This window comes from Neptuniibacter sp. QD72_48 (assembly GCF_047778065.1).
In the GTDB taxonomy this organism is placed as follows: Bacteria; Pseudomonadota; Gammaproteobacteria; order Pseudomonadales; family Balneatricaceae; genus Neptuniibacter.
The window spans coordinates 975,529-989,192 of the sequence record NZ_CP180547.1; the positions used below are offsets into that span (position 1 = coordinate 975,529).

Sequence of the window (13,664 nt, forward strand, 5' to 3'; positions counted from 1 at the left end):
GGAAGTCCTTTTGGTCACAGATAGAGGGTAAGTTCAGTTTATAGGGAGTTTGATTGTGAAAGTAGTGCCTTCATCGATTTTGCTTTGTAATTGAATCTCACCGTTGTGTTTTTTTATGATGTTATGTGAAATGGCTAACCCCATACCTGTGCCTTGTCCTACAGGTTTAGTGGTAAAGAAAGGGGTGAATATATCTTTCTGAACTTCTTCGGATATACCGCAGCCATTGTCGCCAATTTCGATATATACGTATTGATCATCATATTTGGATCTCACAGAAATACAGGGAGCCTGAGAATTTATAGTGGCATGTTTGGCATTCATAATAAGATTGAGAAATACCTGATTAAGTTCGTTTAGGTTGCACTCGATCTTTGGCAAGGGCTCAAGCGAAATGTCTAAGGTGATGGAGTTTTTTAATTCGCTTTTTAACAGTTTTAAAGTGCTATTTATGCCTTCTACGAGATCGTAACTACCGTGGTCATTGGCTTGTGTGCGCGAGAAGCTTCGTAAGTTTTGGATAATATCTCTAACGCGTATCAAGCCTTCTTGTGTATCTTCCATGAGTTGCGGAATATCCTCAGAAATAAAATCGATATCTTCGGATTTAAGAAGTTCTTCTAAAGGCTCTTTTTGATCAGCAGGAAGTGAAGGCAGTAAGCGTTTTATTTCATTAAGAATAAGATTGTAGGCATCAAAGTACTGCTTCAGAGATTCAACATTACTTTTGATAAAGGCTATAGGGTTGTTTATTTCGTGCGCTATGCCCGCAGATAACGTACCTAATGTGGCTAGCTTCTCGTTTTGCAGCATCATGGTTTGCTGCTTTTGGAGTTGTTCGTAGCTTTGTTCTAAGTTCTGATTTTTTTGGTAAAGCTCGCGAGACTTTTCTTCAAGTAAGTGTTCAGCTTCAAGTCGAGCTTTGCGTTCCCGTTCGTATGCTTGTTTATAAGGGTTAGAGGTATCGGTCATTTGTGAAACTCAACGATTATGTCGCAATGGGGATCGCCTTTATGGCAGCAAACATCGTGTGTTATAGAGATCGGTGTCTCATATTTTGTAGCTGCACCTCTAATTAATCCCTCAGCTAATATGCATAATTTCCTTGGAGAGCTATAGCGCATAAGCAGCGCACCATTTTCCAATTTCTCATATTCAAAACGGGGTAAGGAAGGGTTTTCAAATAGTTTTTTAACTTCTAAGTGGATAACGCTATCTACGCTTTCAAGGAAACTACAGAGGTCAGGTTGTTGCTCAACAAAAACCGGATAGCGGCGGGCTAAGCTATCAAATAGAAATTCACCAAATGCGCCGACTAATGTACCGACTTCTATACCTGTTTGTTCAGAAATCTCAGCAACCAGAGCAAAGAGCTCATCATCTGGATAGGTCTGCCCAGAGGTATATACCCCATCAAGGGATAATTTATCTAGAATATTATTCCATTGTTCTAGGCCGCACTGATCAATCACCATCTCTTCGAGAATATTGAAAACAACCCCTTTCATTACAAGCCACCTTCATTTCGCAGAAAAAAGTTATGATCTTCAATATAGACTATTTTATGGTATCTGGCATAAATGTCCTCTTCTCTATTAGTTAACGCTTTGATTTTGCAATTTAGACGTACTTTTTTATATGACTTTTGTGACAAAAGAGAAATCCATGACTACTTTTAATTAAGAGAAAAGTCGTTAGGAAGGTTAAGTTATGAAAACTTATACATCAGGTGATGTCGCACAAATCTGCGGTGTAAGTTTGCGCACGGTGATCCGTTGGATAGAAAAAGGTGAATTGAAAGGGTTTAAGTTGCCAGGTCGAGGCAATAACCGTGTATCGGCAGAAAATTTAATAAAGTTCCTTAAAGCTCACGATATTCCGTTACCAGAGGAACTGGCTGCGCCTGGTGATAATTTAATTCTGATTGTTGATGATGAGCCGGCGGCAGCTAGAGCGATACAGCGGGTTTTAAGAGGGGCTGGATATGAGACACAAATCGCAGTCAATGGCTTTGAAGCAGGGTCATTATTAACGCAGTTAAAACCAGCCATTATGACCCTTGATCTTAATATGCCGGGGTTAAATGGTGAGGATGTTATTAGTTACGTTAGACATTCAGACCATCTCATATCTACACGTATTTTAGTCATCTCAGGAACATCTGAAGCTGAATTAGAACGGGCTGTGAAGCATGGAGCGGATTGCTATCTGTCGAAGCCTTATGCCAATTCTGATCTGCTGAAACAGATTGAGCTACTCATGGATAGCTCTGATAGCCAGATAATCGAAACTTCGAGAGCAATCTGATTATGAAACAGGGAACCGTTGTATTTATTGATGATGAAGCAAGTACTCTAAGGGCGTTAAGGAGAAGCTTGCGAGGGTATACGAGTGAATGGAGCTTTGTTTTTGAATCATCTCCAATAAGAGCACTTCAGATAATTAAAGAACAAAGGCCCTCCATTGTTGTTTGCGATAAACGCATGCCCGAAATGGATGGCGAAAAATTGCTAAGGGCTGTTCAAGAAAGTGTGCCCGAAGCGATGCGAATTTTAATCAGTGGTGATACCAGTGATAACACAGTGTTGGCGTCGGCGGATGTCGCCCATCTCCTTTTACCTAAACCTTTTGACGCTGAAGAGTTAGTTGAGGTTCTTGAGAGAGCCAAGGCGTTAAAACAGGTTCCTATATCTGATGCGCAACGTAAGTTGATCGGGTCATTACAGCACCTACCTGCACTTCCTTTAGTTTATGCCGAACTTAAAAAGTATTTAGGTTGCTCAGATGAAGCTGAAATCAATAAATTAGTAGAAATTATAGAATGTGATCTAGCGATATCTGCCAAAGTTATCCAAGTGGCTAATTCTAGTTTCTTTGGTTTTCAAACGAAGACCGAAAGCTTACAGCAGGCACTCATGCGTCTTGGCGTTGGGCTCGTAGAGAACTTGGTTTTATTTTTTGGAATATGTAAACAAGAGCCTAAAAACTTTGATGTTAATCGAGCACAAACCGTTGTGAACATATTGCAGGATTTTAATGTTTCGACAGTTAGTGATTGCACCCAATATCAGGTTTATTTGGCAGGTCTATTTCATGATATTGGATCTTTAGTTGATATAGGCGATGCCTCCCACGGTGATGCGATTGGCGCTTATTTACTTAAATTATGGGGTTTTGCTCCCGAAGTGGTGAATGCCGTCTTATACCAGTCCAATCCATTAAAGCAGATGCCTGTATCAAAATTGACTTGCCAGCTTTTTGTAGCCAAGCAGTTGGCAGCTGGCGATATATCTTTAGACGAACTTTCAGAAGAAATTCTGGATTGCGCGGAAATTACAGTTAAGGAGAGTACCGAATGAAAACCTTACACTCTTTGGTTTTAGCGATTTTAATCGTTTTTATGCCAGTTAAGTCCTTCGCTGAAACATTAACCCTGGGGATCGTTCCTCAACAATCGGCGAAAAAACTAGCGAAATTATGGACGCCGATCAGTGCTTATCTAAGCGAAAAATCAGGTGTGAAAATTATGTTCGCTACTGCTCAAGATATCCCAACCTTCGAAAAAAGGGTGTTGGCTGGAGAGTATGATATCGCTTATATGAACCCTTATCACTATACGGTCTTTAGTCAAAAACCAGGGTATCAAGCGATTCTAAAACAGAAAGATAAGCGTATTAAAGGGATTGTTGTTGTCCAAAAAGATAATCCAATAAATAGTTTGTCAGAACTCGATTCAAGCACGCTTTCGTTTCCTTCTCCTGCTGCATTTGCTGCTAGTGTATTGCCCCGCGCAAAAATGAATAAAGAGGGTATTAGCTTCCAGCCTAAATATGTTTCCTCACATGATTCAGTTTACCTGACGGTATCAAGAGGGTTGTTTCCTGCTGGGGGAGGGGTCATGAGGACCTTTAATAATACCGACCCTAAAGTTAGAGAAAATCTACGTGTTTTATGGACAACGCCAGGTTACACCCCTCATGCCATTGCTGTTCACCCGCGCGTTGGAAATGAAAAACTGAAGAAAATACAGCAAGCATTTTTAAGCATGAATGAGGACCCTGAAGGTCAAGCTCTTTTGAAAACCATCAATTTCAAAGGTATGGAAATCGCAGCCAATGAAGATTGGGATGATGTCAGGGAATTAGATATTAAGTTGCTTGAGCATCTATTGAAGTAGTAGTTGGAATTAGCCGTGTCTCTTCGACTCAAAACGATACTGGGTATCGCCACCATAGAAGCATTATTGCTGTTGCTGCTGATTAGCATGACCTTAGATTATCTTCGTACCACAAACTATGAAGGTTTAAGTAAGCGTGCTCATACAACAGCGACTTTGTTTGCGACGACGACTAAAGACGCAGTGCTAAGTTACGACTTAGCCTCGTTGGAAGCCTTTGTTTCTGAGGTAATGATTAACCCTGATCTCGTTTACGCAAGAGTTCTCGGGCCAGAAAATATAGTGTTTGCTGAAAAAGGCAGTGCAGATGTGTTGTCGAAGCCCTTTTCCTCGGATCAATCCGTTTCGACTGTTGAAGACGGTATTTTTGATACTTACGCCGAGATCTCTGAAGGGGGGCAAGTTTACGGCCGAGTGGAGTTAGGGCTAGATATCAACAGCCTAAATAAGACGATTGAAGAGGCTGAGCAGCGAAGCGCATTGATTGCGGCGATAGAGATGGGGCTAGTGGCTCTGTTTTCTTTGATATTAGGAACTTATCTGACGCGCCAGCTTAAGGTGCTGACCCAAGCTGCTGAGGTTATTTCAGTTGGTGATTTCGAAATTAAAGTACCGGTTAAAGGCCAAGATGAAGTGGCAGATGTAGCCATCGCTTTTAATGCGATGGCAAGTAATCTGCATGAAGCGAGTGCGCGAAGAGATGAGTTTGAAATACAACTCAAAGAACTTAATCGCTCGCTTGAGGAGAGGGTTGATGAACGGACTAAGGAGTTAGTGGTTAAGAACGAACAGTTGGAACAGGCCAATAAAGAGATAAAAGAAGCGCAAGCTAAATTGCTACAGTCAGAGAAAATGGCCTCTATTGGCGTGCTGGCGGCAGGCGTTGCTCACGAGATAAACAACCCCATGGGGTTTGTTATTAGTAATATTGGCACTTTAGAGCTCTACGCAAATAACTATCGTCAATTACTTGCTGCACATCAAGAGATCATAGAGACCCCCGAGGGTGAAAAGCGAGATAGTCTTATTGCTCAACTTAAGGAATTTCAGGAAGAGCTTGATTTTGAATTTATGAATGAAGATCTGGATGACCTATTAAAAGATACCAAAGAAGGGTCCGCCCGGGTTAAAGATATTGTCCAGGGGTTAAAAGCATTTTCCCATGTTGATCCAGTTGAAAAGTACGAGCTTTGTAATCTGAATGACTGTATTGAAGCAACCTTAAAGGTTGTGAATAATGAATTGAAATACCACTGCAAACTAGCAACTGATTTAGCTGATATTCCGTTAACGTATTGTTTACCAGGTAAAATTAAGCAAGTACTGTTGAATTTATTGGTCAATGCAGGACAGGCAATTACAGATACCGGTACGATTGCTGTGAGCTCCAAGGTTAATCAAGATCGAATTGAGATCAAGATTAAAGACTCGGGGCATGGAATCGCGAAGGAACAGATAGATAAATTGTTTGACCCTTTCTTTACTACCAAGAAGGTGGGTGAAGGAACTGGACTTGGCTTATCGATCTCTTATGGAATTATTGTTGAAGAACATAACGGTGATATTTTGGTGGACAGCGAGCCAGGTAAAGGGACCTGTTTTACCTTGGCACTACCCATACTAACTAAGGCACCTTCCCTGCCGAAGCAGACTGAATCGCACGACCTAGTAAAGGAGTAAAAATAGGTTATGAGCTATCCGAATAATACAATTTTACTAGTTGATGATGAGCAGGCCGTTCTTAATTCCCTTAAACGCTTATTAAGACCTTTAAAGTGCAAAGTCCTTACTACAGTTTCTCCAAATGAAGCATTGGAAATATTGCGTGAAAATACGGTCGATATCTTAGTCAGTGATATGCGTATGCCCGAAATGGGCGGTGAAGAGTTTCTCGAGAAAGCGGCAAAAGAATTTCCTGATATAGAGCGGATTGTTATTTCCGGTTATGCCGAAGCACAAGCCGCTATTGACGCTATTAATCGTGGTAAAGTGAGTCGGTTTTTGCTGAAGCCTTGGGAAGACAGCGATGTCATAAAAATGGTGGAAAAGGGTTTTCGATTAGCGAGTTTGCAGCAAGAAAATGAACGACTTCAGCAGGAAACCCAAGAAAAGAATGAACAGTTAGAAGCACTTAACCGATCCTTAGACAGCAAAGTCCAAGAGCGTACTCGTCAACTTAAAATGGCAAATGACCGAATTAAAGATAGCTATCGTTCGGTTGTTCGTATGTTCTCTACCCAAACGGCTCGCCGATTAGGTATTAAAGCCACAAAAGAAAACCGTAAGCTTAATCAGGTACTGGTGGCTGTTGCGAAAAAATTTGGTTTAGAGGGGCAAGAACTCAAGCAGCTTTATTATGCTTGGCAATTACGTCAGATCGGTAAACTGAGTTTTTCTGATGAGCTTTTAAAAAATCCTTACCTAACGATGGAAACGGAGCAACAGCGAACTTTTCAACAATACCCTCTATTAGCGCAAGCGGCGTTGTTGTTAGTGAAGCCTCTATACCCTGCAGGACAGATCATTCTTCAGCATAAAGAGTATCTTGATGGTAGTGGTTACCCTAAAGGTTTAAAAGGCGATCAAATTTCGATCCGTGCGCAAATTCTTTGTGTAGTGAACGATTATGTTGAGATGGTTTCTGGCTTATATGATGAGCGTCAGTACAGTACATCGGAAGCGATTCGTTATATGCAGACCACAGCCGTTGAACGTTATAACCAAGATGTGGTTGAGGTTCTGTCAGAGGTCATAGAGGGGTTGTCTAAAGCTGGTGATGTTCTAAATGATAAACAGGTATCCAGTGAACAATTACGAGAGGGCATGAAGCTAAGCCGTGATCTGATTAGTCAGGAAGGGATTTTACTACTCAGCGCAGATCAGGATCTCGATGAAGTCGCCATCGAACGAATTCGAGAAATGGAATTTAACTTAGAAGAAGCGTTAGAAATATACGTTTCTCAAAAGTAATGGCCAAGTAAAGGGTGATGTATGGATGTTCAGGTACTGTTGGTAGATGATGAACCCCATATCTTGGCTTCTTTACAGCGTTTGATGCGCCGAGCAGATATCACTTTCGCAACGGCTTCATCAGGGGAGGACGCTCTACAATGGCTTAGTGAAAACAGAGCAGAGGTTATTTTATCTGATTATCGGATGCCGGGATTATCAGGTACTGAAATGCTGACCAAGGTGGAAGCTAAATGGCCTGACACTAAGCGGATTATACTGAGTGGGCATTCTGATTTTGATACGGTTCTTAAAGCTGTTCATAGCGGTGTTGTTCATAAATTCTTAGCGAAGCCTTGGAGTAACCAAGAGCTTGTAGAGCACCTACATATATCGCTTTCGCAAACAAATTTGAAAGCTGAGTCACCTTCAGTCCAACATAATGTCTTGGCAACTGCGACTGACCTATCTCCCAAAGCTACTGCTACCCAGCTACAGGTTATTTTAGACACGGTTATCGATGGTATTGTTACCATTGATGATCTGGGAAAAATTGCATCAGCAAATAAAGCTATTGAAAGGATTTTTGGTTATTCCAAAAATGATCTGAGATGTAGGGATTTCTCTCTTTTATTGCCTGAGCCTTATCGAAGTCAATATGACTATTACTTAGTTAACAATACAGGGGATGGTTTAAAAGAGCTTTTAGGGAATCAGAGAAGACTTGTTGGTGTACGAAAAAATGGTGAGGTGTTCCCGATAGAATTGAGTGTCACGGAAATGGAGATTGAAGGGCATTCAAAATTTTTGGGAATGATCAGAGATATTAGCCGTCGAGTTAGTGCAGAAAGTGAGAATGAACTGCTCATCGGGGCGTTAGAAATGGCGCAAGATGGTTTTGCGCTGTTTGGAGCTGGAGACAAGTTACTTAGATTTAATCGTCAATTTAGAAATCTATACAGCGAATATGGTGTCGATCTTTCCGGCAGTGTCACCTATGAGTCATTTTTTCGAAACTGTGTAGAAAAAGGGCTGTTTTGCGAAGCTCAGAACAACCCTGAACAGTGGATAGAACATCAGCTAGCGTTACACGCATCACTTCCGATCATTAAGCAATACGAGCTTCAGCCAAATGTATGGATTGAGATCCATGAGACGCAAGCGGATAACGGTGCAATTATCGTTTCCCATCTAAATATCAGCGAGTTAAAGCAAACCCAATTTTCTCTTGAAAAAGCGGTATCCGAAGCGAACCGTGCAAATAGCGCTAGAGGACGTTTCTTGGCAATGATGAGTCATGAGATTCGCACGCCTTTAAACGGTGTTTTAGGGCTACTTCAACTACTACAAGATACGCAACTTGATGGCTCCCAATCTAAGTTTGTAGAAAGCGCTTTAGCGTCGGGGCAAGGCTTACTCACTATTATCTCGGATATTCTCGATTTCTCGAAAATAGAAGCAGATAAACTAGAAATAGTTCCAGCGCCTTGTAACTTGCGCTTGCTACTAAGTCAGCTTGAGCAGTTACTGATGCCGCGGGTGGAAGAGAAATCTATTGTACTCAATTTTCAGATTGATCCGTCAGTACCTGATTGGATTGAAATAGATGAACAACGATTGCGCCAGATACTGTTAAACCTGCTCAGCAATGCGATTAAATTTACGGATTATGGTGAGGTCAGCCTCCAAGTAAATTTACAATCTGACTACCGTTTGGGCTTTAAAGTGGTTGATACCGGCATAGGTATTCCTTGGGATGAACAAGGACAGATTTTTTCTGAATTCACCACCATCAGCAATACGCAAAATCGTCCATATGAGGGTACAGGTTTAGGCCTTTCAATTAGCCAAAAACTGGTGAATTTACTGGGTGGCGAACTGCAATTTAGCAGTGAACCGAGTAAAGGTAGCACATTTAGCTTCTCTCTAGCTGTTGTTGAATCAGAAGTTCCAGCTAACAGTGCAGCAGTCACCGGTGATGTCAGATTTAATGCTTCTGTTTTAGTGGTCGATGATAGTGCGACTAATCGGATTGTCGTTGAACATATGTTGGTAGCCTTAGGACTTAAAACGGTTTGTGTATCCAGTGGTGCTGAGGCGATTGAAGCCTACCAGCCCGGTCGGTTCCAATTGATCTTAATGGATATATCCATGCCCGATATGGATGGCTATGAGACAACAAAAAAAATGCGTTTGCGAGATGATTGGGACTGTACACCGATCATCGCTTTTACTGCGTACGTCATGCCTGAAGACAGAGAAAAGATAAATCAATATGAGATGTCAGGTTATCTGGAAAAGCCATTAGATAAAAAAGTGCTGGTTCAGGTCATTTCACCTTTATTGGCTACTTACAAGGTTGATTCAAGTAAACAGAGTATCGACTCAGTGGTTACAGATGATGGCACAGAGCTGCTTGAACCTGACTATGTGAATCAGTTAGCACGTGATACCTCTGAAGAAGTTCTACCCCAACTGGTCAATGTGTTCAAAGAGGATGTCGATAAAAGGCTAGAGGAGCTTTCTAACCCAGATATCGATGATGCATTACTCGAACGCAACCTCCATACGATCGGTAGTAGCTCAGCACTGTACGGCTTGATGGCCCTATCTAAGAAAGCCAGAAGTCTTGAGAAGGTATGTCGAGAGGGTGGATGCGCAAGAGGATCGTTGCTCGATTTTCTTGCGCTCGCTCAGCAAAGCTTAGATTGTTTAGATCAGTTTATATTGGAAAGAAAAGCTTAAGCGTTTTCTTTCCAACTATTACGTTTCCTATAGATGGTAGCAGCGCTGATTTTCAGATAGTGTGCTGCTGTTGGAATATTGCCCCCACAAAGATCGATGGCTCGTTCAATTGCTTCACGTTCTACATCTGCCATTGGTCTGATTAACTCTGACAGTTGATCCTGAACTGGGCTTGATATATCTGAAGCTACAAATGCGGGTGCCGCAGCCATAGGTTCTGGGGTTGCAGCAGCCATGCTATGTACTGCTGCCGATTGCACTGGTTTGATACAGCTATCCAATGGAGCAGGTAACATAGCTTGAGTAACTTCATCACCGTTGTGTAGTACCACAATATTTCGGACAACGTTTTGTAACTGACGCACATTACCCGGCCAATCGTAGTTGCTTAAAATAAGCTCTGTTTCAGGTTCAAAGCGCTTAAAGCCTTTACCTTCCTCTTCGGCATACTGAGTTAAGAAGCTTTGGGCTATCTCAATAACGTCATTCTCTCGTTCTCGTAGAGGCGGAAGGTGGATCGGCAGAACGTGTAATCGGTAATACAGATCTTCGCGGAAGTTACCTGCTTGAACTTCAGCGAGCGGATCTTTGTTACTTGCGCAGACAATGCGAACATCAACCTTTTCGGTTTTATCACTGCCGACTTTTTGTAGGGTGCCGGTCTGTAAAAAACGCAGTAGCTTGGATTGAAGAGCAAGCTCCATTTCACAGATTTCATCAAGGAACAGAGTACCGCCATTTGCGGCGCTGGCAGCACCATCTCGATCACTAACGGCTCCAGTAAAAGCGCCTTTTTTATGACCGAAGATTTCGCTTTCAATAAGGTCTTTTGGGATAGCGCCACAGTTTAGAGCAATAAAAGGGGATTTTTGGCGTTCACTCCGCTGGTGGATTGCTTCTGCGCAGACCTCCTTACCTGTACCACTTTCGCCAGTGATAAAAATGGTAGCTTTTGAGCTCGCCGCGCTATCGATGACTTGATAGACCCGCTGCATCGATAGAGAAGAACCAATAAAGCCACAGAAGTTGTGACGATCAATCTCTTCTCGATAGGTTTCAACAATTCGTTTGAGTTTTTGGCTTTCGAAGGTGTTATTGAGTGTGGTAACTAAACGGTCTTTGCTGAACGGCTTGACCAGATAATCCCGCGCACCCAGTCGCATCGCTTCGATAGCGGTATTCATCGAGCAATCGCCTGTAGTGACAATGACTTCGGTAGTGATCTCTTCTTGATTTATCTTTTCGAGAATTTCTATCCCGTTCATATCGGGTAAACTGAGATCGAGGAGAATACCGTCGAAGCTCTCATTATCTAAGGCTGCTAATGCTCCTGCACCTGTTTCTTCATGGTGAATCTGGTATGGCAAACCAGTGAGGTAGCTGCGGTAAACCGCCGCCATGGAAACATCATCTTCAACTAGCAGAATACGATTAACTTCAGGTACGGGCATAGGACGTCCTCTCCAACCAAAAACCTACCTTTAGCCTATGCTACAGGGTAGGCTGTTACAAGCACCAAGTGATTGAATTTTATCCGATATCGGTTTGGGCAGGGAAATGACAGAATTATTAGGCGAATGGCATTTGCAACCTCAGCTGGAAGAAGCGCGTAGAGTACGTGAAGAACTCGGTACGCTGCTGGAGCAATTGGAGTGTAAAAACAGAGATGCATTCTTGTTAGCGACTGCAGAGTTAATTGTTAATCTATCGCGTTACCCCGATCCAAAGCCGACTGAAGTTGTTCTGACATTAATGCGTGATCAATTTGATTACTGGCTAGAACTGCGTGATAACGGCCCGAGCTTTAGTCAGTTTAGTCAAATGCTTGATGATCCGGAGGATCTAATCGCTGCTGAGAGCGGTATGGGGTTAAAGCTATTAGCCCATTACTTTGATGATATGCACTATGTACCAGCCTGTTATCGTGATGATGCCTGTAACGTTATGGTCTTGCGTCAATCGAGGCCACAGGCTGAATCAGCCCTTACCGTGCTAGTCGTTGATGATGATCCTGCTTATCGCTTAGTGATCGAGCAATACCTACTATCTCAATATAAAGTGCTGAGCGCTGCCTCTGTGGCAGAGGCGTTTCAAGCTGTTCTCAAATATAAACCTGATCTGGTAGTGTGTGATATCCACATGCCACAAGCAGACGGCCCCGCCTTATTCGACAAAATCTCCCATATCCCCGATGTTGCTGATACTGCGTTTATCTATGTGACTGGTTGTATCGAACCGGAACTGTTGAACAAAGCCCTAAGGCGTCCAATTGATGATTTGCTTTCCAAGCCGGTTAGTAGAGAGCAACTGCTGAGTACGATCCAAAGGGTCGTTTGCAGGCGCGAGCACCTGAGTGCGCAGATACATCAAGAGGTAGATCAAAAGGTCACGCTAGGATTACGACCAAGTCTTCCTAAGAAGATCCAAGGTTATGAGATCGAGTTAAGGACCGTCAATCCAGAAGCAGGAGGTGGGGATTTAGTTCAGTTTTATCCACAAAAGGATCGATCTCTATTTCTATTTGCCGATTTAATGGGGCATGGCCTTTCAGCGAAAGGGTTCTCTTACGCCCTTGCTGGCTATTTAAGAGGGCTTTGCTCTGCTTACTCTTCGATGGGTATAGAATTACCCGCCTTGTTTAATCAATTAGCTTTAGGTTTTGATGAAGATCCGGTCCTCAAAGAAACCTTGGCTACTATGGCGGCAATGACCTTATCACCTGAGGGCGAGGTAGCCATTATCAATGCCGGCCATCCGAGCCCTATCTTGTTTAGTGATACCGAGATAAAAGACATTGAGGCTAAGTCGCCGATGCTCGGTATGGGGATTGAGGGCTATCAACAAGCGTGCTTTTCTCTAGAGGTCAGCGATAGGGTTTTGCTCTATTCAGATGGTTTTAACGACGCGGCGGTTGAGATGCCAAAAGAGCTAAAAGCAGTTATTGAACGTAGTCGTCAATTACCTTTAGCGGCAGCGGCTGATCATCTGCTGCAAGCACGTTTGAACCTGTCTGCTCCTAATGATGATCTAACACTGATCTTGCTGGAACGGGTGGATAGTTAGAGCTCCTGATTCAATAAAGTCATGTGACTAAAGCGTTCTCGCAAGTAACGCATAAGTTTGGGAAATCTTTTTTCAAACCGATAGGTTTCCCGGATTAATTCTTGTTGCAGAGACGGGGCGAAACGGTCATTCATAATGACCCCTGCCAGAATAGCTCCACTATTTTTTAACGTTTCTCTTGCTTCATCAACCTGTGATTCAGTAGTTCGCCCGGTCACAATATTTAACAGAGTTGCTTTGCTTGCTGAACAGATAATATCTACTGGCAGATGGTTGTCGTTTTGAAGTTGTGATTTTTCAGTTAGAACCGGAGCACTGTCGCAGATAACCATATCGAACAGATTTAGGCAGCTGTTAAAAAACAGTTTCAATGTTTCTAGATCCCTAAATTCGACACAATGGCTCGATTGCACCGGGCAGTTTAAAACCATCAAGCCCGGTACGTCAGTTTCTTGTGCAGCATGTTCCCAGTGACCGGTTAAAGGTAACCACTCAGTATTTTTAAGTGACAGCCAAGTAACTAGTTGTGGGCTACTAGGATTGAGCTCTATCAACAAAACCCGTTTACCTGCCTTTGCTGCCCTTGTGGCTACGGCTAAGGCTAGGGAGGTATTGCCTGCGTCAGATTGGGTACTACAGATGGTAAATTGTTGTAGATTCTGACGCAGAACTCTCGCGTATACGGTTTCTATTGCACTATGTCTATGCAAAGCTAACATCCCTTTTCTCC

General features: G+C 42.7%; 11 protein-coding genes. 7 read left to right on the forward strand and 4 right to left on the reverse strand.

Annotated elements, in window-relative coordinates:
* Nucleotides 1–33: 33 nt before the first annotated feature.
* Both ACMXYX_RS04225 and ACMXYX_RS04230 read right to left on the reverse strand, forming a co-directional pair.
* A complete protein-coding gene (locus ACMXYX_RS04225; protein WP_415897682.1) occupies nt 34–972 on the reverse strand; it encodes a sensor histidine kinase in 939 nt (312 codons plus the stop codon).
* Nucleotides 969–1,508: a heme NO-binding domain-containing protein gene (locus ACMXYX_RS04230; RefSeq protein ID WP_415897683.1), complete on the reverse strand. Its 540-nt coding sequence runs from the start codon at nt 1,506–1,508 to the stop codon at nt 969–971. The genes ACMXYX_RS04225 and ACMXYX_RS04230 overlap by 4 nt, the downstream gene beginning before the upstream one ends.
* 202 nt (nt 1,509–1,710) lie before the next feature.
* Between ACMXYX_RS04230 and ACMXYX_RS04235 the strand changes: the two genes are divergently transcribed.
* From ACMXYX_RS04235 to ACMXYX_RS04260, 6 genes are read left to right on the forward strand one after another with little or no spacing between them, the layout of a single operon-like run.
* On the forward strand, nt 1,711–2,307 hold the full coding sequence (locus tag ACMXYX_RS04235; RefSeq protein WP_415897684.1) for a response regulator: 597 nt from the start codon (nt 1,711–1,713) through the stop codon (nt 2,305–2,307).
* Between the two features lie 2 nt (nt 2,308–2,309).
* The gene (locus ACMXYX_RS04240) at nt 2,310–3,359 is read left to right on the forward strand and encodes an HDOD domain-containing protein (protein ID WP_415897685.1); all 1,050 of its coding nucleotides are present in this window, start codon (nt 2,310–2,312) and stop codon (nt 3,357–3,359) included.
* A complete protein-coding gene (locus tag ACMXYX_RS04245) occupies nt 3,356–4,177 on the forward strand; it encodes a phosphate/phosphite/phosphonate ABC transporter substrate-binding protein (protein ID WP_415897686.1) in 822 nt (273 codons plus the stop codon). Before ACMXYX_RS04240 ends, ACMXYX_RS04245 begins: the two co-directional genes overlap by 4 nt.
* 15 nt (nt 4,178–4,192) lie before the next feature.
* A complete protein-coding gene (locus ACMXYX_RS04250) occupies nt 4,193–5,857 on the forward strand; it encodes a sensor histidine kinase (protein WP_415897687.1) in 1,665 nt (554 codons plus the stop codon).
* A 9-nt stretch (nt 5,858–5,866) separates the two neighbouring features.
* Entirely contained in the window at nt 5,867–7,147 is a 1,281-nt protein-coding gene (locus ACMXYX_RS04255; RefSeq protein ID WP_415906535.1) for an HD domain-containing phosphohydrolase, read from the forward strand.
* 21 nt (nt 7,148–7,168) lie between these two features.
* Entirely contained in the window at nt 7,169–9,871 is a 2,703-nt protein-coding gene (locus ACMXYX_RS04260) for a response regulator (RefSeq protein ID WP_415897688.1), read from the forward strand.
* On the opposite strand, the gene ACMXYX_RS04265 is transcribed toward ACMXYX_RS04260, so the two are convergent.
* Nucleotides 9,868–11,322: a sigma-54-dependent transcriptional regulator gene (locus ACMXYX_RS04265; RefSeq protein WP_415897689.1), complete on the reverse strand. Its 1,455-nt coding sequence runs from the start codon at nt 11,320–11,322 to the stop codon at nt 9,868–9,870. The two genes, ACMXYX_RS04260 and ACMXYX_RS04265, sit on opposite strands and share 4 nt — an antisense overlap.
* Nucleotides 11,323–11,428: 106 nt before the next feature.
* Here ACMXYX_RS04265 and ACMXYX_RS04270 point away from each other — a divergent pair, with 106 nt between their 5' ends.
* A complete protein-coding gene (locus ACMXYX_RS04270; protein WP_415883771.1) occupies nt 11,429–12,934 on the forward strand; it encodes a SpoIIE family protein phosphatase in 1,506 nt (501 codons plus the stop codon).
* On the opposite strand, the gene ACMXYX_RS04275 is transcribed toward ACMXYX_RS04270, so the two are convergent.
* Complete coding sequence (locus ACMXYX_RS04275) at nt 12,931–13,653, reverse strand: hypothetical protein (RefSeq protein WP_415883772.1); 723 nt, start codon at nt 13,651–13,653, stop codon at nt 12,931–12,933. The genes ACMXYX_RS04270 and ACMXYX_RS04275 overlap by 4 nt on opposite strands.
* Nucleotides 13,654–13,664 lie beyond the last annotated feature (11 nt).

What these genes read in the sequence shown, in the direction of transcription:
- ACMXYX_RS04225 (WP_415897682.1), bottom strand. Translation starts at nt 972, where the DNA reads ATGACCGATACCTCTAACCCTTATAAACAAGCATACGAACGGGAACGC.
- ACMXYX_RS04230 (WP_415897683.1), bottom strand. Translation starts at nt 1,508, where the DNA reads ATGAAAGGGGTTGTTTTCAATATTCTCGAAGAGATGGTGATTGATCAG.
- ACMXYX_RS04235 (WP_415897684.1), top strand. Translation starts at nt 1,711, where the DNA reads ATGAAAACTTATACATCAGGTGATGTCGCACAAATCTGCGGTGTAAGT.
- ACMXYX_RS04240 (WP_415897685.1), top strand. Translation starts at nt 2,310, where the DNA reads ATGAAACAGGGAACCGTTGTATTTATTGATGATGAAGCAAGTACTCTA.
- ACMXYX_RS04245 (WP_415897686.1), top strand. Translation starts at nt 3,356, where the DNA reads ATGAAAACCTTACACTCTTTGGTTTTAGCGATTTTAATCGTTTTTATG.
- ACMXYX_RS04255 (WP_415906535.1), top strand. Translation starts at nt 5,867, where the DNA reads ATGAGCTATCCGAATAATACAATTTTACTAGTTGATGATGAGCAGGCC.
- ACMXYX_RS04260 (WP_415897688.1), top strand. Translation starts at nt 7,169, where the DNA reads ATGGATGTTCAGGTACTGTTGGTAGATGATGAACCCCATATCTTGGCT.
- ACMXYX_RS04265 (WP_415897689.1), bottom strand. Translation starts at nt 11,322, where the DNA reads ATGCCCGTACCTGAAGTTAATCGTATTCTGCTAGTTGAAGATGATGTT.
- ACMXYX_RS04270 (WP_415883771.1), top strand. Translation starts at nt 11,429, where the DNA reads ATGACAGAATTATTAGGCGAATGGCATTTGCAACCTCAGCTGGAAGAA.
- ACMXYX_RS04275 (WP_415883772.1), bottom strand. Translation starts at nt 13,653, where the DNA reads ATGTTAGCTTTGCATAGACATAGTGCAATAGAAACCGTATACGCGAGA.